The sequence below is a fragment of the Mycobacterium sp. 29Ha genome (genome assembly GCF_032883055.1).
Taxonomy (GTDB): Bacteria; Actinomycetota; Actinomycetes; order Mycobacteriales; family Mycobacteriaceae; genus Mycobacterium; species Mycobacterium gallinarum.
The window spans coordinates 84,250-104,649 of record NZ_JAMQTI010000002.1 but is presented as its reverse complement, the minus strand read 5'-3'; the positions used below and the strand labels follow the sequence as shown (position 1 = coordinate 104,649).

Annotated in this window: 19 protein-coding genes and 3 pseudogenes; 13 read left to right on the top strand and 9 right to left on the bottom strand. The window is 65.3% G+C overall.

Annotation, left to right across the window (positions count from 1 at the left end; translation table 11 throughout):
• Nucleotides 1–49: 49 nt before the first annotated feature.
• On the top strand, nt 50–712 hold the full coding sequence (locus tag M1248_RS03045; protein ID WP_317147507.1) for a TetR/AcrR family transcriptional regulator: 663 nt from the start codon (nt 50–52) through the stop codon (nt 710–712).
• Here the strand turns inward: M1248_RS03045 and M1248_RS03040 are convergent.
• Nucleotides 709–1,344, bottom strand: coding sequence for a helix-turn-helix domain-containing protein (locus tag M1248_RS03040; protein WP_317147506.1), 636 nt, complete (start codon nt 1,342–1,344; stop codon nt 709–711). The two genes, M1248_RS03045 and M1248_RS03040, sit on opposite strands and share 4 nt — an antisense overlap.
• Before the next feature lie 90 nt (nt 1,345–1,434).
• Here M1248_RS03040 and M1248_RS03035 point away from each other — a divergent pair, with 90 nt between their 5' ends.
• The 3 genes from M1248_RS03035 to M1248_RS03025 are packed head-to-tail and all read left to right on the top strand — an operon-like array spanning nt 1,435 to nt 4,857.
• On the top strand, nt 1,435–2,979 hold the full coding sequence (locus M1248_RS03035) for a bifunctional 3-(3-hydroxy-phenyl)propionate/3-hydroxycinnamic acid hydroxylase (protein WP_317147505.1): 1,545 nt from the start codon (nt 1,435–1,437) through the stop codon (nt 2,977–2,979).
• Nucleotides 2,980–2,987: 8 nt separating this feature from the next.
• Nucleotides 2,988–3,854, top strand: a complete 867-nt coding sequence (locus M1248_RS03030) for an alpha/beta fold hydrolase (RefSeq protein WP_317147673.1) — start codon at nt 2,988–2,990, stop codon at nt 3,852–3,854.
• The gene (locus tag M1248_RS03025; protein WP_317147504.1) at nt 3,847–4,857 is read left to right on the top strand and encodes a VOC family protein; all 1,011 of its coding nucleotides are present in this window, start codon (nt 3,847–3,849) and stop codon (nt 4,855–4,857) included. The genes M1248_RS03030 and M1248_RS03025 overlap by 8 nt, the downstream gene beginning before the upstream one ends.
• Nucleotides 4,858–4,867: 10 nt before the next feature.
• Here the strand turns inward: M1248_RS03025 and M1248_RS03020 are convergent, their stop codons facing one another.
• On the bottom strand, nt 4,868–6,700 hold the full coding sequence (locus M1248_RS03020) for an acyl-CoA dehydrogenase (RefSeq protein ID WP_317147503.1): 1,833 nt from the start codon (nt 6,698–6,700) through the stop codon (nt 4,868–4,870).
• Between the two features lie 143 nt (nt 6,701–6,843).
• Nucleotides 6,844–7,521, bottom strand: a complete 678-nt coding sequence (locus M1248_RS03015; protein WP_163726202.1) for a DUF427 domain-containing protein — start codon at nt 7,519–7,521, stop codon at nt 6,844–6,846.
• A gap of 124 nt (nt 7,522–7,645) precedes the next feature.
• Between M1248_RS03015 and M1248_RS03010 the strand changes: the two are divergent.
• Together M1248_RS03010 and M1248_RS03005 are read left to right on the top strand one after the other, a co-directional pair.
• Nucleotides 7,646–9,078 (top strand): annotated as a pseudogene (locus tag M1248_RS03010) (WS/DGAT/MGAT family O-acyltransferase).
• 114 nt (nt 9,079–9,192) lie between these two features.
• Nucleotides 9,193–9,726, top strand: a complete 534-nt coding sequence (locus tag M1248_RS03005) for a hypothetical protein (RefSeq protein WP_163726208.1) — start codon at nt 9,193–9,195, stop codon at nt 9,724–9,726.
• Between the two features lie 5 nt (nt 9,727–9,731).
• Here the strand turns inward: M1248_RS03005 and M1248_RS03000 are convergent, their stop codons facing one another.
• Nucleotides 9,732–9,992, bottom strand: coding sequence for a DUF2631 domain-containing protein (locus tag M1248_RS03000; RefSeq protein WP_163726211.1), 261 nt, complete (start codon nt 9,990–9,992; stop codon nt 9,732–9,734).
• 89 nt (nt 9,993–10,081) lie between these two features.
• On the opposite strand from M1248_RS03000, the gene M1248_RS02995 reads away from it, so the two are divergent.
• On the top strand, nt 10,082–10,915 hold the full coding sequence (locus tag M1248_RS02995; RefSeq protein WP_163726214.1) for a mycofactocin-coupled SDR family oxidoreductase: 834 nt from the start codon (nt 10,082–10,084) through the stop codon (nt 10,913–10,915).
• Here the strand turns inward: M1248_RS02995 and M1248_RS02990 are convergent.
• The gene (locus tag M1248_RS02990; protein WP_163726217.1) at nt 10,908–12,200 is read right to left on the bottom strand and encodes a cryptochrome/photolyase family protein; all 1,293 of its coding nucleotides are present in this window, start codon (nt 12,198–12,200) and stop codon (nt 10,908–10,910) included. The two genes, M1248_RS02995 and M1248_RS02990, sit on opposite strands and share 8 nt — an antisense overlap.
• Nucleotides 12,201–12,239: 39 nt before the next feature.
• Between M1248_RS02990 and M1248_RS02985 the strand changes: the two genes are divergently transcribed.
• The 3 genes from M1248_RS02985 to msrB all read left to right on the top strand — a co-directional run bounded on the left by M1248_RS02985 (nt 12,240) and on the right by msrB (nt 14,142).
• Nucleotides 12,240–13,109: a TIGR03619 family F420-dependent LLM class oxidoreductase gene (locus M1248_RS02985; protein WP_317147502.1), complete on the top strand. Its 870-nt coding sequence runs from the start codon at nt 12,240–12,242 to the stop codon at nt 13,107–13,109.
• Nucleotides 13,110–13,111: 2 nt separating this feature from the next.
• Nucleotides 13,112–13,522, top strand: coding sequence for an ester cyclase (locus M1248_RS02980; RefSeq protein WP_163726222.1), 411 nt, complete (start codon nt 13,112–13,114; stop codon nt 13,520–13,522).
• A 125-nt stretch (nt 13,523–13,647) separates the two neighbouring features.
• Nucleotides 13,648–14,142, top strand: coding sequence for a peptide-methionine (R)-S-oxide reductase MsrB (gene msrB / locus M1248_RS02975; RefSeq protein WP_163726224.1), 495 nt, complete (start codon nt 13,648–13,650; stop codon nt 14,140–14,142).
• An 11-nt stretch (nt 14,143–14,153) separates the two neighbouring features.
• On the opposite strand, the pseudogene M1248_RS02970 reads toward msrB, so the two are convergent.
• A pseudogene (locus tag M1248_RS02970) lies at nt 14,154–14,246 on the bottom strand (deazaflavin-dependent nitroreductase); the annotation flags it as partial.
• On the opposite strand from M1248_RS02970, the pseudogene M1248_RS02965 reads away from it, so the two are divergent.
• Nucleotides 14,234–14,584: pseudogene (locus M1248_RS02965) on the top strand (RNA polymerase subunit sigma); the annotation flags it as partial. The pseudogenes M1248_RS02970 and M1248_RS02965 overlap by 13 nt on opposite strands.
• A gap of 66 nt (nt 14,585–14,650) precedes the next feature.
• Here the strand turns inward: M1248_RS02965 and M1248_RS02960 are convergent.
• The 3 genes from M1248_RS02960 to M1248_RS02950 form a co-directional block, all read right to left on the bottom strand.
• Nucleotides 14,651–15,226 carry a fasciclin domain-containing protein gene (locus M1248_RS02960; RefSeq protein ID WP_163726226.1) on the bottom strand — a complete coding sequence of 192 codons (576 nt, stop codon included), beginning with the start codon at nt 15,224–15,226 and terminating at the stop codon, nt 14,651–14,653.
• Between the two features lie 91 nt (nt 15,227–15,317).
• Nucleotides 15,318–17,057, bottom strand: coding sequence for a cytochrome c biogenesis protein CcdA (locus M1248_RS02955; RefSeq protein ID WP_163726228.1), 1,740 nt, complete (start codon nt 17,055–17,057; stop codon nt 15,318–15,320).
• A gap of 79 nt (nt 17,058–17,136) precedes the next feature.
• Nucleotides 17,137–17,826: a fasciclin domain-containing protein gene (locus M1248_RS02950; protein WP_163726230.1), complete on the bottom strand. Its 690-nt coding sequence runs from the start codon at nt 17,824–17,826 to the stop codon at nt 17,137–17,139.
• A gap of 187 nt (nt 17,827–18,013) precedes the next feature.
• Here M1248_RS02950 and dxr point away from each other — a divergent pair, with 187 nt between their 5' ends.
• Nucleotides 18,014–19,186, top strand: a complete 1,173-nt coding sequence (dxr, locus tag M1248_RS02945) for a 1-deoxy-D-xylulose-5-phosphate reductoisomerase (RefSeq protein WP_163726233.1) — start codon at nt 18,014–18,016, stop codon at nt 19,184–19,186.
• Nucleotides 19,183–20,397, top strand: a complete 1,215-nt coding sequence (locus M1248_RS02940) for a M50 family metallopeptidase (protein WP_163726235.1) — start codon at nt 19,183–19,185, stop codon at nt 20,395–20,397. The genes dxr and M1248_RS02940 overlap by 4 nt, the downstream gene beginning before the upstream one ends.
• The last annotated feature ends 3 nt before the right edge of the window (nt 20,398–20,400 follow it).

Below are 20,400 nucleotides of genomic sequence, written 5' to 3'. Positions count from 1 at the left end.
GGCTACTGACGAAATCGTCAAAAGTGATGGAATCTGCTACCGTGAGGGGGTGAGTGATCAACCGGACGCGTCGGTCAATCGGCTTGAGCGGCGCAAACAGCGCACGCGCGCCGCGTTGATCAAGGCGGCGCAGCGGTTCATCGCCGCGGGCAAGGTCAACGTCCCAGTCCTGGAGATCACCCAGGCGGCCGATGTGGGAATGGGCTCCTTCTACAACCACTTCGAGAGCAAGGAGCAGCTGTTCGAGGCCGCGATCACCGATGTGCTCGACACCCATGGCGCCCTGCTCGACGAACTCACCTCGTCAATCGAGGACCCCGCCGAAACATTCGCTCGCAGCTACCGGCTGACGGGCCGGTTGTTCCGGCGTCGCCCGCAGGAAAGTCAGATCCTGCTGGCGCACGGTATGCAGCTGCTCGCGTCGGAGAAGGGGTTGGCGCCGCGCGCCCTGCGTGACATCCGGGAGGCCAACCGGGTCGGGCGATTCACCGTGAGTGATCCCGAACTCGCCCTGGCCATGGCCGGCGGCGCACTGCTGGGGTTGGGGAATCTGTTGCGCAATCAACCCGATCGTGACGACGCCGCGGCCACCGACGCGGTGACAGAGGACATTCTGCGACTGTTCGGTCTGCCCGCCGACGAGGCACGCGAAATCTGCAGCCGTCCGCTGTCGGAACTGGATGCGCTCACCCAACCTGACTCGGCGGCCTAGCCGCGTCCGGCCTTTCGGGCCATCCGAACCGCGCTGTCATAGATGGCGCGACCGTGAAGTTCGAACAGCGCGATCAAATCGACTGCGTCGCCGCCGATTTCCTTCGCGATGAACAGCCCATCGGCCCCCGCCATCGCGTAGGCCGCCAACTGATCGATGTCGCCGTCGGTCAAGCCGGGCAGCGCGTCATGGAAATTGTCGGTCAGTTGCGCCAGCGCTCTTGCACGTACTTGCAGGAACATCGTCCGGGCACGCGGTTCCTCGGGGCGGCGCTCCAGGGCGAGCATCAGTCCCAATCGGATGAAGTCGGGGGAGTCGAGCAATGCCTTGGCCGTCTGCGTGGCCACGCCGATGATGCGCTGTTCGCCGTTGCCCTCGGTCGGGATCTCCCACGCCGACAGCCAACTGGTGAAGCTGCGCTCGATGACCGCCGCGATCAAGTCGTCTTTGTCCTTGAAGTGCCAGTAGATCGAACTGGCGGGCAATCCGCATTTGGTACTGACGGCTCCGATGCTCGTCCCCTCGTAGCCGCGTACGGCGGCGATCTCGGTCGCGGCATCAAGGATGCGTACGCGTGAGAGTTCGCCGTCGGCGCGCTTACGACGATCCGTCGGGCGCTTCTTCTCCGGCACTGAGACTCCTTGAGTATTGACTCTGTAGTGATCACTACATTACCGTAGCGATCACTACAGGACAAGACTCCGCGATGACAGGAGCCGACGATGACCAGCTCAGATATTTACGACGTGGCTGTGGTCGGGTACGGGCCGGTAGGTGCGACGGCGGCGAACCTACTGGGGAAACAGGGCCTCAGGGTGCTCGTGATCGAGCGCGATCCGGACGTCTACGGCCGCGCGAGGGCGATCTCGACCGACGAAGAGGTCATGCGGATATGGCAGTCCGTGGGCCTCGCGGATGCGCTGCAGCAGGACATGCTGCCCGACCGCCCACTGCACTTCGTCGGCGCCGACGGCGTTCCGTTCATCGACCTGAAGATCACGCCACGCGGGTGCGGGCATCCGCCTCAGCAGTTCCTCTACCAGCCCGCGGTAGATCGCGTGCTGCGCGACGGCGTAGCGAGGTTCACGAACGTCGATGTGCTCCTGGAACACGAGTGCCTTCGCGTCTTCCCCGTGAATGACCCCGAAGGCGACCATGTCGAGGCGCTGCTGGCCGATCTGCGTACCGACACCTTGAAGCGGGTCCGCGCGTCTTATGTCATCGCCGCCGACGGTGGTTCATCTCCGACGCGCGGTCAGCTGGGCATCGGCTACGCCGGCCGTACGTACACCGAACGATGGGTCGTGATCGACACAAAGGTCCTCAAGGAGTGGGAGGCCCACGACCGGTTGCGGTTTCACTGCAACCCGTCCCGGCCTACTGTCGACTGCCCGACGCCGCTGGGGCATCACCGATGGGAGTATCCGGCCCGCACAGACGAGGAAGAACGGGATCTCCTCTGCGACAACGAGATCTGGAAAGTCCTCGGCGATCAGGGCATTACTCCCGAACACGTCGAGATCTTGCGCGCCGTCATGTACAGCCACCATGTTCGCGTCGCCGACCGGTGGCGGGTCGGCCGCGTCTTCCTCGCCGGTGACGCCGCCCACGCAATGCCGCCGTGGATCGGTCAGGGCATGTCATCGGGTGTGCGCGATGCAGCCAACCTGTGCTGGAAGCTCGCCGCCGTACTCAAAGGACAGGCGCCCCAGTCGCTGCTCGACTCCTATCAGGTCGAACGACAGCCGCACGTCACCGAGGTCACCCGTCGCGCGTGTCTGGTAGGACGGATCATCACCGAGCGCAACAATGTCGTTGCCGCAGTCCGCAACCGCATCGGACGCGCCGTCAACCGTGTACCCGGTCTCGCGGCGCGTCTGGAGAAACAGATGTGGATTCCCGAAGCCCGATACCAGGCGGGGTTCCTCGGCGCCGGAAACGACAGCGTGGTCGGCTGGCAGATTCCACAACCATGGGTGAACCACGACGGCACCCGCGCCCGCCTCGACGACGTCATCGCAGGAAGCTGGGCGGTGCTGCACGTAGGCCCTCGCCCCACGGGTGCCCAGGCATGGATAGCGCTGGGCGCCAAAGCGATCGGCATCACCGAGCCGACACTTGTCGGATGGCTGCGCCGCCGAGGAGCCACATCGGTTGTCGTACGCCCCGACGGATTCGTTTACGCCGCTGCCGACTTCGGCCAGTCGCTACCGCAACCAACCGGCATGATCCAGTCCGCCACAAGCAGGGTAGGAGTTCCCGCATGACTTCCCGTATGACTGAGTCGCAACTGACCGAACACATCGTCCCGGTCGCGGGAAAGCCGATCTTTGTCGCCGAAATCGGCGCCGGACCGGCCGTTGTCATGTTGCATGGCGGGGGACCGGGAGCGTCCGGGGTGGCCAACTACTCGCGCAACATCGACGCGCTCGCACAACGGTTCCGGGTGATCGTGCCCGACATGCCCGGCTACGGCCGCTCAGACAAGGGCGTTGACCACTCCGATCCGTTCGGGTATCTCGCGCTCATGATCCGCGGTCTGCTCAACGAACTCGGCGTCGGCTCGGCACATCTGGTCGGCAACTCGTACGGCGGCGCGGCGGCGCTGCGCCTCGCGCTGGACACCCCGCAACGGGTCGACAAACTGGTCTTGATGGGCCCCGGCGGAATCGGGACGACGCGCGGACTCCCCACAGCGGGGTTGAAGAGCCTGCTCTCCTACTACGGCGGCGACGGCCCGCGACGCGAGAAGCTGGCGTCATTCATCCGCGATTACCTTGTGTACGACGGTGCGTCGGTGCCCGACGACCTGATCGACCTGCGCTACGCGGCGTCGATCGACCCAGAGGTGGTGGCGAACCCGCCGTTGCGGCGCCCGTCGGGCCTGCGCGCCCTGTGGCGGATGGATCTGACCCGGGACAGCAGGCTGCAGACGTTGACCACACCGACGCTGGTGCTGTGGGGCCGCGACGACAAGGTGAACCGCCCCTCCGGCGGTCCGATGCTGCTCAACCTGATGCCCAACGCCGAATTGGTGATGACCTCGCACACCGGTCATTGGATGCAATGGGAACGCGCCGATCTGTTCAATCGGCTCGTCACCGATTTCCTCAGCGCCGATTCGACGTTCGCTCATGGCTGACCTATTCGGCCGCGTGCACCTCGGTTACGTCGTCCTCGAGACGGACAAATTCGCCGAATGGCGCCGCTTCGGCCGAGACGTCATTGGGATGCACATCGACGAAGCTCTGCCCGACGTCATGCGATTCCGCTTGGACGACAACGAATGCCGCTTCCTGTTGCAACGCGGACCCGCTGAGGACGCGGCCGCCATCGGATGGCAACTCGACGGCCACGACACCTTCGACGAGGTACTCGCCCGCGTCGCCCGTCACGACGTACCGGTCGCCGAGGGCAGTTCAGAAGACGCCGCACTGCGCGGAGTCGAACGCCTGGTGCGATTCCCCGGACCGAAGGGCTTGACGCAGGAGATCTTCACGCGTGCCACGCTCAGTGACGAACCACTGGACACGCGGACCGGCGGCGGCTTCGTCACCGGAGAGGCAGGACTGGGTCACATCGCGCTCACCACCAAGAAGCCCCATCAGATGCGGGGCTACTACCACAACGTCTTCGACGCCCGGCTGAGCGACTACATCGACGAGACGATCGGCGGCGTGAAGTTCAAGATCCGGTTTCTGCGCGTCAACAAACGCCACCATTCGGTCGCCATCGCGGCGACACATCGATTGCCCCTCAACCCGATTCGCACCCGGATTCAGCACCTCAACGTCCAGGTGGCCGACTTGGACGACATGGTCGCCTCCTATCTGCGGGTCAAGGAACTCGGCTTCTCGATGGCACTCGGTATCGGACAGCACACCAACGACAGGGAGCTGTCGTACTACGCGCAGACTCCATCGGGGTTCGAATGGGAAGTCGGATGGAACCCGATCGTGGTGGATGCGGAGGCCGAAAAGACCTGGGAGCCGACCACTTACCAGGGCATCAGCATCTGGGGTCACACCCCCGAGGGGCAGACCATCGTCGACAAGCTCAGCCAGTTCAGGACCGGCGCCCAGTCATTGGTCCGCCGCGAAGACAGTGTCCTCGCACTGGCCGGCGCGGGCATCCCCGACACCTGAGCTCGGCGGCCTAGAACGCCGCCTCGGGCAGTCGCATGATCTCATCGTCCATGGTTGCGACGATTCCGCGCACCGAGCTGACGGTCGGCAGCCGGTGCGAGGCGAAGAACGTCGCGGTCGCGACCTTGCCCTGATAGAAGGCCTCATCGCCGCGCGCGGGCCCGGCCGTCAGCGCCGCCTGTGCGACGTCAGCGGCAACCAGCAGCCGCCACCCGATGAGCAGATCGCCGACCGCCATCAGGTAGGGCACCGAGGACAGGCCGATCTTGTAGATCTCCGAAGGCTCTTCGGATGCCGCCATCAGATATCCGGTCAGGCTGGCTGTCATCGCCTGCACATCCTCCAGCGCGACCCGCAACTGGTCGGCCTGTGACTTCAGCGCTTCGTCACAGCCGTCGATTGTCGTACTGATCTGCGTGGCCACATGGGCCAATGCTGAGCCGTTGTCGCGGAAGATCTTGCGGAAGATGAAATCCAGGGCCTGGATCGCAGTCGTGCCCTCATACAGCGAGTCGATTTTCGCGTCGCGGATGTACTGCTCGATCGGATAGTCCTGCAAGAACCCCGACCCGCCGAGCGTCTGCAGCGATTCGGTCAAATTCTCGTAGGCCCGTTCGGAGCCGACGCCTTTGACGACCGGTAGCAACAGGTCGTCGACCCGGTGCGCCATATCGGGATCGGCACCCGAGACATGTTGGGCCACATCACTGTTCTGATGCGCCGCGGCGTACAGATAGAGCGCGCGCAGGCCCTCGGCATATGCCTTCTGGGTCATCAGACTGCGCCGGACATCGGGATGGGCGATGATCGCCACGCGCGGTGCCGTCTTGTCGGTCATCTGAGTCATGTCGGCGCCCTGCAGGCGCTCCTTGGCGTAGGCCAGCGCGTTCAAGTATCCCGCCGACAGTGCGCCCGCGGACTTGACGCCGATGGTCATGCGCGCGTTCTCGATGACGGTGAACATCTGCGCGATGCCGTTGTGGACGTCGCCGACCAGATAGCCGACCGCCGGTATTCCGTCCGCGCCGAATGTCAGTTCACATGTCGGCGAGGACTTGAGCCCCATTTTGTGTTCGAGGCCAGTCGCGAAAACCCCGTTGCGAGCACCGAGTTCGAACGTCTCGGGATCGAAGAGGAACTTGGGCACGTAGAACAGGCTCAAACCCTTGGTTCCCGGTCCGGCGCCCTCGGGTCTGGCCAGCACGAGGTGGACGATGTTCTCCGCGGTGTCACCGACGTCCCCGCCGGAGATGAAGCGCTTGACCCCTTCGATGTGCCAGGTGCCGTCGGGCTGCGCGATGGCCTTGGTGCGGCCGGCTCCGACATCGGAACCGGCATCGGGCTCGGTGAGTACCATGGTCGACGCCCAGCCGCGCGCCACACCCTCTGCGGCCCATCGCTTCTGCTCGTCGTTGCCTTCGATGAACAGCGCGTTGGCCATCGTGGGACCCAGCGCCCACCAAAAGCCGGCGGACGGGTTGGCGGCCACCAGCATCTCGTTGACCGCCCACACCAGCGGGGAGGGTGCCGGTACGCCGCCGATCTCTTCGGCGATGCCGATGCGCCACCAGTCCGAATCCTTGATCGCCTGCACCGACTTGGCTAATTCCGTTGGCACGCTGATTGAGTGTGTCGCAGGGTCGAATACCGGCGGGTGGCGGTCGGCGGCGACGAACGATTCCGCGACGGGCCCTTCGGCGAGCCGGGCCACTTCGTCGAGCATGGTGCGTGCGGTGTCTTCGTCGAGGTCGCCGTAGGCGCCGGAGTCCAGAACGGCGCCCAGTCCGAGCACCTCGAAGAGGTTGAATTCGAAATCGCGCACGTTTGCTATGTAGTGCCCCACCGCTGTTTCCCTTCCCGTCGCGAAACTCATAGAAGTGTGGCTGAGCAGGGAAAACGTACGCAACCGTAACCTACGCAACCGTAGGGGAACGAAGACCGGACACGGCGTTGACGTGGGTAGCAGCCGGTCGACCGGCTGTCTGATCAGGGTCGGGGCAGGTCGGCTTCCACGTCCAGCTTGCCGGGGTCGAAGCTGAAAAACCCTCTGATGGAAAGAGATTCGGGTAGCGGATCCTCGTAACTCCACGCGACGTCGTCGAGCATTTCACCGCCGCGAACCGCCGACCAGTAGGTCGCGTAGCCCTTGTAGTTGCAGTAGCTGCTCGTCTCCGAGCGCCGCAACAGAGTGGTGCGCACGAGGGAAGGGGCGACATAGAGGCGGGGCTCCAGTGCGGTTTCGAAGACGATGACCGTGTCGGAGGTGTCCACCAGGATGTCGTCATCGAGTGCGACCCGCAGCCTGCGGTCGGTGGGCCGGCAGTCGACGCGGTGATACGGATTCGGCGGGTAGTGGACGAGGCGGCGGCCTTCCTCCATCCACGCGTCGACCGCATCCCACGGCACCTGCACGTAGCCCGGCGCCTCGGGCACCGCTTCGCTCGGAAGATCCCCGATCTCGTTGGCCGGGAACGCGTAGCTCAAGGGCCGGTCGGCCCGGTGCACCAACAGCGCCCGCTCGGTGTCGATCACCGCACGACCGTCGCGCAATGCCCGGATTCGGCGTGGGTGCGGTTCGACGAAGACGGTGCCAGCCGCCAGTGGCGGTGAGAACCATCCGGCGGGATCCGTGCTCAACGGTCCATGCCCGGTGACCAGACTCATGGACCCAGCCTTACAAAGCTGCGACGAAGTGTCATTTCTTTGGCGAAGTCCTGTGACTTCGCCGATGGAGGAGTGTGATTGGTGCACGCGGGGAACATGACGGTGACGGCGATGGAGGGGGAATGTGAAGCGACTGAACGGCGTCGACGCCTTGATGCTGTACAGCGAGACACCCGAGATCCACATGCACACGCTGAAGATCGGTGTGCTCGACGTGTCGGGTGTCGACGGTTTCAGCTTCGATCTGTTTCGCCAGGTGGCGTATCCGCGTTTGATGGCCCTGAGAGCCCGCTGCGCTATCAGCTCGTCGACATCCCGATGAAGTTGCATCACCCGATGTGGGTGGAGAACGACGACATCGACCTCGACTATCACCTGCATCAGGTACGCGTGTCCGCACCCGGCGGCCGCCGGGAACTCGATGCGTTGATCGGTGAGATCGCCAGCACGCCATTGGATCGCAGCCGTCCGCTGTGGGAGATGTACCTCGCCGAGGGACTGGCGGGGAACCGGATCGCGATCATCCACAAGGTGCACCACGTCCTCGCCGACGGTGTCGCATCGGCCAACCAGATGGCCAAGGCGATGGAGCCGCTGCTTTCCGCAACCCCGGCGGTACCGCCCCTGGACAACATGCCTCGCACCAGGGGGCGCCTGTTGGCCGAGGCAGGCCGCGACCACGTCAGCCTGATCCGAAAGCTCCCCCGACTGGTGAGCGAGACCGCCACCGGGGTTTCGAAGGTTCGGCGGAGCGCCAAGGAACGCGGCGATCATCCGGACCTGGCCCGCAACTTCGCGCCACCGCCGAGCTTTATCAACCACGTCGTGACCCCGACGCGACGGTTCGCCACGGCGCCGCTCGCGCTGTCGGACGTGAAGGAAACCGGTAAGCACCTGGGTGTCACCCTCAACGACGTCGTGCTGGCGACGGTCGCGGGGGCCCTGCGACGTCTGCAGCTGCGCTACGACGGGCAGGCCGAATTGCCTCTTATCGCGGGGGTTCCGGTGAGCACCAACCCGTCGCGAGAGCGATTAGCGGGCAACGAATTCACCTACATCACCCCCTCGTTGCCGGTCCACATCGACGATCCGCTCGAGCGGGTGCGGCTCACCGCGCTGTCCACGGGCATCGCCAAGGAGAATCACCAACTGCTCGGGCCGGCGCTGCTGCCCGCGTGGATGTCCTACCTTCCACCGGCCATGGCGCCTGCGATATTCCGCCGCCAGGCCCGGCGCGTCGAGTCGGCGAGCGTGTTCAATCTGACGGTCTCGAACGTGCCCGGTCCGCGCGAACGCGGCATCATCGAAGGCGCCACGGTCACCGAGATCTACTCCGTCGGGCCGGTGGCCGCCGGAAGCGGCATGAACATCACGGTGTGGAGTTACGTCGACCAGCTTGCGATCTCCGTGCTCACCGACGACGTCACCCTCGCCGACCCGCACGAGGCCACCGACGCGATGATCGACGCGTTCGTCGAGATCCGCGAGGCGGCGGGCCTGACCGGCGGGCTGACGGAGGTTGGCGCCGCGATGCCGATGGCCGCCGCAGCGGTTTGAGCAGGGACTACGTGTGACTACCCGTCATCCTGGGTTTACAGATCTGCTGAAATCGTTATGCAGACCTGAAAAATGATCCTTTACAGATCCTCAGGAAAGTGTCACGCTTCGTAGGTGCCTTTGCCCCTCGACGAATCGAACGCCATCGGGAGCCGTCGCTATCAGCTGACCGTGGTGGCCGTGAGCACTGTCGACCTGGTCGGATCGGCCGGCGGATGGATGTGTGACAAGGCCAGAGCCGGGTGGGACGTGCGGGTGGTGCTCACCGACGACAGCGACACGCGGCCGCTCGCGATCCTGGGTGCCTCACCGCTGAGCGCCGACGCTGCGCTGACCGACGTGATGAAGATGGCCTCGCTCGGCGGAGCCTTGGCGCTGAGCGCGGGTGTGCTCGCCGACGAGCGGATTCGTGCCGGCGTGCTCGGAATTTTGAAGCGCGGGTTGACGCAGGTGACGGTGTGGGGTCAGGACTGGCCCGCGGAGCTCAGCCGTACGGCAGACCCGGTCGAGCACCGGCTCAGTTCGGCCGCCCGGGCGTTCAAGGCTCACGCGCTGGGCGCGGCAACGGTATCGACAGGTCAGATCGCAGGAACCGAGACGCTGTACAGCCTCAGCGCGAACGCATTGCGCCCGCTGCACTCGGTCTAGCTGTACTAGCGGATCCAGCCGCGGCGGCGCAGCCACCAGTCGCGGCCGACCAGGCCGAGGATCAGCAGCGCGAAGCCGACGAGGAATGCGTCCTCGACGCGACCGACGTGGTTGCCGCGCAGCATCGCCAGCAGGAAGAGCGCTGCCACGATGCCGCCGAGGTGGATGGCCTTGTGGTTCTCCTTCGACCAGCCCCATTCGGCGGACGGCACTTCCTCGACATCGATATTGCGGCCGGTGTGTCGCTCGACCTCGGTGGTGGTCACGGCGGCTCCTCGCGGTGGGCGGACAACTGCCGACATTCTGGCATACGCGGTTGTCCGGGGTATTCCGCGCGCCCGTAGGGTCATGCGTCATGGCAGACCAGTTCGACGGACGAGTCGCTTTCATCACCGGCGCGGCGCGGGGCCAGGGTCGCGCGCATGCTGTGCGGTTCGCCGAGGAGGGTGCCGACATCATCGCGCTGGATCTGTGCGATCAGATCGACAGCGTCGCCTATCCGATGGCGACACCCGAGGATCTCGACGAGACGGTCAGGCTGGTCGAGAAGACCGGACGCCGGATCGTGGCCGAGCGCGCGGACGTCCGTGACCTCGAAGCGCTGAAGGCCGTTGTGGCCAACGGGGTGGCCGAGTTCGGTCGCATCGACTTCGTGCTCGCCAATGCGGGGATCCTGCCGGCCGCCGGTGAACCGGGTAGCCAGATCGGGGCGTTCGTCGACGCGGTGAATGTCATGCTCAACGGCGTCTACTTCACGATCGTTGCCGCGCTGCCCGCGATGCTCGAGCACGGGGACGGCGGCGCCATCGTGATCACCAGCTCAGCGGCGGGATTCCGGCCGGTCACCGTCGACTTCGGCACCGCCAGCCACGGCGCGGCGGGATACACCGCCGCCAAGCACGGCGTGATCGGATTGATGCGACATTTCGCGATAGCGCTGGCCGAGAAGAACATTCGCGTCAATACGGTCCATCCCGGTGGGGTGGCGACGCCGATGATCTACAACGAAGCGATGGCGGAGTGGTCCCTGGAGCACCCGAATTTCAGCCCTTCGCAGCAACCGCTGCTGGACAACCCGCCCGTAGAGCCCGAGGTCATCAGCGACACCATGGTCTACCTGTGCGGGGAGTCCGGTCGATACCTCACCGGGGTGGCGCTGCCCGTCGACGGCGGACAGATCATCAAGTGACCTCGCCGTAGCGGCGCAGCGCTTCGGCCCGTTCCTCCTTGTGATCGACGATCGGATCGGGGTAGTCGTCGTCGTCGATTTCGGGAACCCACCGTCGCACGTATTCGCCGTCGGGATCGAACTTCTCACCCTGCGTCGTCGGGTTGAACACCCGGAAGTAGGGTGCCGCATCGGTACCGCAGCCCGCGGCCCACTGCCAGCCGTGCTGGTTGTTCGCCATGTCTCCGTCGACCAGTTGGTCGAGGAACCAGCGGGCTCCCCACTGCCACGGCAGGTGCAAGTCCTTCACGAGAAACGACGCCGCGATCATCCGCACACGGTTGTGCATGAAGCCGGTTTCAGCGAGCTGCCGCATTCCGGCGTCGACAATCGGGAACCCGGTGCGGCCGGCCTTCCATGCGTCGAACAGCTTGCGCGCGTTCTCGTCGTCGTCGACCTGAATCTTGTCGAACGCCTTGTTCCAGTTCCACCATGCGCTGTCCGGCCATTCGTTGAGCACCGCGGCGTAGAAGTCGCGGAACGCGAGCTCACGTAGATACGCCTGCGCGCCTGTGCCATCGCCGAGGTCGGCGGCCATGGTGCGCGGGTGGATGGCGCCGAATTTCAGGTGCGCCGACATCCGGCTGGTGGCGGGTAGGTCCGGCCGGTTGCGATCCTTGTCGTATGCCTCGAGTTGCTTGCGCACGAACGACTTCCACTGACGCCGGGCCGCGCCCTCTCCGGCGGGCAGCTCCAATTCCACACCGCCGTCGGGGATCTGGACCCCGCCAGGCACATCGCCGGGATCAATCCACTGAGCGGATTTGGGGCCGGACGACGCGGGGGACCGCCACCCGTGCTTGCGCCAGGCTGCGTAGAACGGGGTGAACACCTTGTAGGGCGTGCCGTCGTCCTTGGTGACCCGTCCCGGCGACACCAGGTAGGGCGACCCCGACTCTTCGAGGGAAACATCGCCAAGGGCGTCGCGCACCGCGTCGTCGCGTCGCCGGCCGAACGGGGTGTAGTCGCCGGACACGTGGACCGAGGAGGCACCGATCGCTTTCGCCAATGCCGGAATGCGCTTCTCCGGGCGGCCGCGGCTTACGTGCAGGCGCCCGTCGAGGTTTTCGTGCAGATCGCGAAGCGCGTCATACAGGTACTGCAGCCGCCGCTGCCCCGACGAGGCCTTCAGGCGCGGGTCCAGGACGTAACAGGCGAGCACCTCGCCGTCGCCACTGGCGGCGTCCAGCAGGGCCGGGTGGTCGTGCAGCCTCAGATCGCGCCTGAACCACAACAGTGTGGGCATGGCATTGATGCTGCCCGAATTTCCCGGTAGAGAAACAGGATGCAGTTTTGGTCGGGCACTCCGTTCATGAAAACGTCAGAAATCCTGCCGCTGGCACGCATGCTCGACGATGCCGGCTACGACGGCATGGTGACTGCCGACCACCTCATCTACCCCCGTGACCTTTCCTCGCCCTACCCGGACCATCCCAGCGGTAAGCCCCCGTGGGAACCCGAGACGGCATGGCCGGACTGCTGGGTGCAGATCGGCGCGATGGCGGCGGTGACAAGCCGGTTGCGCTTCTCCAACGCGGTCTACGTCGCGCCTGCGCGACCGCTGCTGGAAGTGGCCAAACAGGTCGCCACGGCCGCTGTGCTGTCACAGGGGCGGGTGTCGCTGGCCGTGGGTGTCGGGTGGATGCGCGAGGAGTACGAGATGCTGGGCCAGGATTTCACGACCCGCGGTAGGCGGCTCAACGAGATGATCCCGGCATTGCGCGCACTGTGGGGTGGCGGCTGGGTGTCCTGGAGCGGGGAGTACTACCAGGTGCCCGAGATGATGATCGAGCCTCATCCGGAGGTGCCCGTCCCCATCCACTGCGGCGGTGAATCGGAAGCGGCGCTTCGGCGCGCGGCGAAGCTCTGCGACGGCTGGGTGGGCTACGCCTACGGATGGGACGAAGCGGTGTCCTATGCGGACAAGATCACCAAGCTGCGCCACGAATATGGCAGGGCCAGCGAGCCTTTCGACGTCATGTTGGCGTTGATGGAACCACCGTCGCCGGATCTCTATAAACGGGCGCAGGACGCGGGCATCACCGCCGTGATGTGCGCCCCGTGGATGGGCGCGGACCTGCCTGGTGACGACGTCGAACGCTACCGCGAGCCCATCAAGCGGTTCGCGCAGGAGATCATCGGAAAGGTGCGGTGAGCATGAGTTTTGAAGGCAACGAGATCCGCGATCTCGTGCACTGCCTCTATGCGGCCATCGACCGAAACGACCGGGCGACGCTCGAGGCCGTGGTGTCGCAGCGGGTGGTCGTGGAGGTCGGCGGGGAGGGACCGGTCGGATGGCACGAATGGATCGGCCGCCTGGACGAATTCTTCACGGCCTTTCCCGACGGGCGCCACGAACTCGACGAGGTACTCGTGGACGGTTCCCACGGCGTATCCCGCTGCCGGTTCGTTGGCACTCATACCGGCCTGTTCCGTGGCATCGCGCCGACCGGAAAAGCGGTGTCGGTGGCCGGCATCCACATCGACCGGTTTCAGGGCGACATGCTCGTGACCCATCGTGGACAACTCGACATGCATGGGCTGTATCAACAGCTGCGTGGCGCATAGGGGCGGGCTTCGCCCGGTTCTGCAAATAGTTCTTATCGTTCTGTGACACGGCTGTCCATCGCACCGTTCACGCGATCGCGAGCGGCGTAATCTCGGTGTGGAGCCGGCTGAAATGGGTGGATGCGATGGACCTGTCGAGACGCAACTTTTTGGCCGGTGCAGCAGCCGTGGGTGCCACCCTCGTCGTGACGACCGCCGCTGCGCGGTCGGCGATGGCCAGTCCGCCCGACGAATTCGACGTCACCCACACCGACGCCGAGTGGCGAGACCTGTTGTCGGCTGACCAGTACTACGTGCTCAGAAGCGCGGGCACCGAGATGCCATACAGCAGTCCGCTCAACGACGAACACGGACACGGTGTCTTCAGTTGCGCCGGCTGTGGATCAGATCTGTTCTCATCCGAGACCAAGTTCGACAGTGGCACCGGGTGGCCCAGCTTCTGGCAACCTCTGGGCAGCGCCGTACTCGAGCGCCCCGACGACAGCATCGGCATGTCCCGCACCGAGGTTCTGTGCCGCAGCTGTGGCGGACACCTCGGCCATGTGTTCGACGACGGTCCGCAACCCACGGGGCTTCGCTACTGTATGAACGGCGACGCCATGGCCTTCCGTTCCACCTGAGCCGCCGAAGCCTAGTCCCGCGGATCGAAGCGGAAGACCGCCAGTTCGCCTGCAAGCGCCTCGAATTCGTCTGGTGTGCCCTCGCGCAGCAGTCCCGATCGTCGAACATCAACTGGTCACCGAGACGTTCATCACCGCGTGCGCCAACGGCGACCTGCGAGCGCTGACCGCGATCCTGGATTCGGCGGTCTGGGGGGTCGGCACCATCGTCGGCGACGGAACCCTGCCGCCACAGATCAGCCACGGCTCGAAGGATGTCGCAGTCAATCTGCTGCGCTACCTCGGCCAGGGCGCCACGCTTGTCAGTGGGCCGGCAGGCCAGCCGACGGTGTTGGCATTCATGGACCGTCGATTCTTCGCGGTGCTGGTATTCACGTTGCGGGACAACATGATTCTCAAGATCGAGGCAGCCGTGGACCCCTCGGCCGCGCTACCCCGATAACTGAACGGAAGACAACCCGTGCCGGGGGTGCACGGGTTGTCTTCCTGGTTCAGGTTGCGCCGCAAGTTACATCGGCGGCATCAGCACGGTGTCGATCAGGTAGACGGTGGCGTTGGCTGTCTGCACCCCACCGCAGACCACGGATGCGTCGTTGACCCGCAGGTCGTTACCCATGCCGGTGACGGTCACGTCGGCGCCCTGCACCGTCTTGTGGGTCCCGGCGACCTGCGCGGGACCGGCCTGACCGGGTACCACGTGGTAGGTCAGGATGCTGGTGAGCAGGGGAGCGTCGGTCTTGAGCTTCTCGATGGTCGCCGGATCGATCTTCGCGAACGCAGCGTCGGTGGGAGCGAATACCGTGAACTGGCCGCCGTTGAGGGTGTCGACGAGGTTCACCTGCGGATTCAATTGTCCGGAAATCGCTTTGGTGAGCGTGGTCAGCATCGGGTTATTCGACGCGGCCACGGCTACCGGGTCCATTGCCATGCCCTGAACGGAGCCGGGACCCGTCGGAACCTGCTGCGCGTAGGCCGAACAGCCGGTACCGACCATCTCGGCCTGCGCGCTCGTCGCCGTGCCGAGGGACAATCCGAGAGCGGCAATCGCGGCGAAGCCGACCCCCAAAGTTTTCTTTGCGTACATGAAATTCGCTTCCTTTCGTTGGGGACGGCTTATGCCGCCTCGTTTTTGACGTCATGGGTTATTCGGAGCCGTGCGCGGTGCGGATTGGTCATCAGCCGTAGGTAAACGAAAAGATCTGCAATCCGGCTGGCACCTCGACGTCGAGTCGTCCGCGTGTCACATCGGGATCAGCGGCGATCTGATGCAGTGTCGGCGGGCCGCTGATCGGCACGGTGGATTCCGCGCCGTTGCGGGTGACGGTCAACGTACCGTTGCCGCCGGCCACGATGTAGACGTCTTTGGCGTGATAGTTCAGCGCGATACCGGAGTTGTCGCTCCGTGACGTCGCACCCTGGTAGTCGAGCGCCCAGTCGCCGGTCAGCGCAAAACTGTCATCGGGAAGTTGTTGTGGATAGCTGAAATTGAATGATCCCTCGTCATACGTGCCGGTGCCGCCGTAGTTGACCACCTTGCCGACACTGAGATAAGTCTCGGGTGTCGTCTCCTCCGATGGAGTCGTGTCTTGGGCGTCGACCGGTGGCGGCAGCTGCGCCGATGGGTTGGCCTCCGAGATCAGCTGGCGTATCAGGCGCTCGGTGACGTCGTAGTCGCCCTCTCCGAACTTGATATGGCGCACCGTGCCCGACGCGTCGATGAGGTACTTGGCCGGCCAGTAGCGGTTGCGGTAGTTCGTCCACGTCGAATAGCCGTTGTCCAACGCGACGGGATAGGTGATGCCCAGATCTTCTGCGCCCGAGGCGACGTTGCCTTCGACGCGTTCGAATGCGTACTCCGGCGTGTGCACGCCGATCACCTCGAAACCGACGTCGCGGTAGCTGTCGTACCAGTCGACGAGGTGCGGTGCGGCGCGCTGGCAGTTGATGCACGAGTACGCCCAGAAGTCGACGAGTACCACCTTGCCGCGCAACGACTTCAGGTCGACCGCCGAGCCGTTCGGGGTGTTCAGCCAAGCGGTGATGTTCTTGATGTCCGGTGCGGTACCGCAGCTTTCCAGCTCAGGGGCGCCGTCACTGCAGTTCGCCAGCTCTCTGTTCTGATCGTTGACCAGGCCTGCAAGGTTGAGCTTCTCGCGGATCTGCTCGTCGCCGCCGACGCGCTCCTGCAGCGTGCCGGTGTAGTCCGGGATCGCACGTTGCAGCGCGGCCGGGACGTTGAACGCGAGGGCCACGGCCAGCAGGATGGTCACAATGCCAGCGGTGATACGGATCTCGCGCTGGCGGCGCCGGAACGCCGCCACCCGCTCGGCGACACGGCGGCCTGCCAGGGCGAAGAACAACAGCGGCAACGCCGCGCCGACGGCGAACGCCAGGGTCAGCACGATGGTGGGAAGGCCGATCGTTCCTGTCGCCCCGGCGATGACGATGGCCGCCAGCACCGGTCCGGCGCACGGTACGTACAGCACGCCCAGCGCGAGGCCGAGACCGAAACCGCTACTGCCGGAGCCGAACTGCTTCTGCGGCAGTTTGGAGAACGGCTTCTCCAGCAGCGCCTCGAATTTCGGGAAGATCAGCCCGGCGCCGATCATCACCAAGGCGACTAGCGCGACCCAGCGGATGGCATCCTGCGGTAGGTGCAGCAGCGACAGCAGTGCGGAGCCCGCCAGCGTGACCACGCTGAAACTCAAGACCAGACCCGCGATCACACGGTAGGGCCGCAACCGGTCCGATAGTGCGGGCTTGGTGGCGACGGCCACACCGCCTGCACTGCCGGACGCGGCAGCACCGCTGCTCTGCGTGCCGGAGAAGAAGATCACCGGCAGGACGGGAAGGATGCACGGCGAGATGCCGGTGATCAATCCGCCCAGAAAGCCGATCAGTGCAAGCGTGAACATGGACGTTTCCTAGATACGACGAGCTGGGCCCCACGTCGAGTCGGGGGCCCAGCTCGCGGTGATGAAGGGGGAATGTGGCCTAGCTGGCCGGGGGCATCAGCACGGTGTCGATCATGTAGACCGTCGCATTGGCGGTCTGCACACCACCGCACACCAATCCGGCGTCATTGACCTTCAGTTCGGGACCGGCCCCGGTGACGTTCACCGATCCGCCTTCGAGGGTCTTGTGCTCACCGGCGACTGCCGAGGGGCTGGCCTGGCCCTCGACCACGTGATAGGTCAGGATGCTGGTCAGCAGATCCGAATCGGTCTTCAACGTCTCGAGAGTGGCCGCATCGATCTTGGCGAACGCGTCGTCGGTCGGCGCGAACACCGTCAGCGCGGGATTGCTGTTCAGCGTTTCGACGAGGTTGACGTTGGGATTGAGCTGACCCGACAGCGCCTGTGTCAGCGTCTTGAGCATCGGGTTGTTGGACGCCGCGACCGCGACTGGATCCTGCGCCATGCCCGTCACCGATCCCGGGCCCTCCGGCACCTGCTCGGCGTAGGCCGCGCAGCCGTTGCCCACGAGGTTCGCGGCGGGATCGGCCATCGCGCTGGTGGGCGAGGCGGGTGCCGACGATGTCATGGTCGCGGTAGCGGCCGACGTGGTGGACTCGGCCTCTGATGATGCCTCGGACGAACTGTCGCTGGAGCACGAGACTGCGCCGAAGATTGCGAGTGCGCCCAGGCCGGCAGCGGCGACCGTCTTACGGTGAAGTGTTCTCATGGGTTCCCATCCCTTGTGTCGGACGACCGTGTTGCCGTCCTGTGTGTGACGAAGGGGATTCGATGTGACGTGACGCACGGATCGCCGGTTTGTCGGGTGGTCACAATTGCGTCACATTTGGCGCCGTCGAGCGGCGACGGCCCCAGCGGACGGGACTGTGGCGCACCCGGGGCGTCACAATGGTTCGGTGACCAACAGGCAGCGCGTGCTGATCCTCGGAAGTACCGGGTCGATCGGCACCCAGGCGCTGGAGGTCATCGCCGCCAACCCGGACCGCTTCGAGGTCGTGGGACTCGCGGCGCGTGGCGGCAACCCGCGCCTGCTGGCCCAGCAGCTCGCCGAGACGGGGGTGACGAACGTCGCCATCGCCGACGAGGCATCGGCCGCGCAGGTCGGTGATGTGACCTATGCGGGACCCGATGCGGCCACCCACCTCGTCGAGAACACCGAGGCGGACGTCGTGCTCAACGCGCTCGTCGGCGCACTCGGCCTCAAACCCACGCTGGCGGCCCTGAACAGCGGCGCCAGGCTAGCGCTCGCCAACAAGGAGTCACTGGTAGCGGGCGGGCCGCTGGTGCTCAAGGCGGCCAAACCCGGCCAGATCGTGCCCGTGGACTCGGAACACTCCGCGATGGCGCAGTGCCTGCGCGGCGGCACCGAAGACGAAGTCGCGACGATCGTGCTCACGGCATCGGGCGGTCCCTTCCTGGGCTGGTCGGCGGGCGATCTCGACTCCGTCACCCCAGAGCAGGCGGGCAAGCACCCCACCTGGTCGATGGGTCCGATGAACACGCTCAACTCGGCCACCCTTGTCAACAAAGGCCTCGAACTGATCGAGACGCATCTGCTGTTCGGCATCGACTACGCCCGCATCGAGGTGGTCGTCCATCCGCAGTCGATCGTGCACTCGATGGTCACCTTCACCGACGGGTCGACGCTGGCCCAGGCCAGTCCGCCCGATATGAAGCTGCCGATCGCGCTGGCACTGGGCTGGCCGGCCCGGGTGCCGGCCGCAGCGTCGGCTTGCGACTTCCGCACCGCCTCGACCTGGGAGTTCCTACCGCTGGACGACGAGGTGTTCCCGGCCGTCGACCTCGCCAGGCAGGCCGGCCAGCGCGGTGGCTGCCTCACCGCGGTCTACAACGCAGCGAATGAGGAGGCCGCGGCCGCCTTCCTCGACGGGAGCATCCGATTTCCGGCCATCGTGGGAACAATCGCCGAGGTCCTGCGCGCTGCGGACCAGTGGGCCACCGAACCCGCTACCGTGGATGAGGTACTCGATGCTCAGCGCTGGGCCCGCGACCGGGCAAAGCGCGAAGTCGAGCGGGAGATTTCAAGAAAAGGACTACTCACCACATGATGTTCGTGCTCGGCATCATCGCGTTCGCGTTGTGCATCCTCTTGTCGGTTGCACTGCACGAATGCGGCCACATGTGGGTGGCGCGCGCCACCGGGATGAAGGTGCGTCGCTACTTCGTCGGCTTCGGACCCACGCTGTGGTCGACGCGGCGGCCCAACAAGCTGGGTGAAACCGAGTACGGAGTCAAGGCCATCCCGTTGGGCGGCTTCTGCGACATCGCCGGGATGACCTCGGTCGACGAAATCGCGCCCGAGGACCGGCAGTACGCGATGTACCGGCAGAAGACGTGGAAACGCACCGCTGTGCTGGCCGCCGGCCCCGCCATGAACTTCGTCGTCGGCCTCGTGCTCATCTATGCCATCGCGGTGATCTGGGGGCTGCCCAACCTGCATCCGCCCACCCAGGCCATCGTCGGTGAAACCGGTTGTGTCGCAGCGCAAATCAGCAAGGACGAGGTGGCTGACTGCACCGGTCCCGGACCGGCCGCCGAGGCCGGTATTCGTGCCGGCGACGTGATCGTCAAGGTGGGCGACACGCCCGTCAGCACCTTCGACGAAGCCAGGACCGCACTGCAGCAGGCCTCCGGACCGACCACCGTCGTCTACGAGCGGGACGGACAGCCCTCCAGCGCGGTCGTCGACGTCACCCGCACGCAGCGGTTCACCGGCGAGGGCGACCAGCCCACGACCGTCGGCGCCATCGGTATCGCCGCCGCGTACTTCGGGCCGACGCAGTACAACCCGTTGTCTGCGGTCCCGGCCACCTTCGCGTTCACCGGGGACCTGGCCGTCGAACTGGCCAAGTCACTGGCCAAGATCCCGACCAAGATCGGTGCGCTGGTGCACTCGATCGGCGGCGGGGAGCGTGACCCGGAAACGCCCATCAGCGTCGTCGGCGCCAGCATCATCGGCGGCGACACCGTGGACGCCGGGCTGTGGGTCGCGTTCTGGTTCTTCCTGGCCCAGCTCAACTTCGTGCTCGGCGCGATCAACCTGGTGCCGCTGCTGCCCTTCGATGGCGGGCACATCGCCGTTGCGTGGTACGAGAAGATCCGCAATATGATCCGGTCGGCGCGCGGCAAGGTGGCCGCGGCACCCGTCAACTACCTCAAGCTGATGCCGGCCACCTACGTCATTCTGTTCGTGGTGGTCGGATACATGCTGCTGACCGTCACCGCTGACTTGGTCAACCCGATCAGGTTGTTCCAGTAGGAG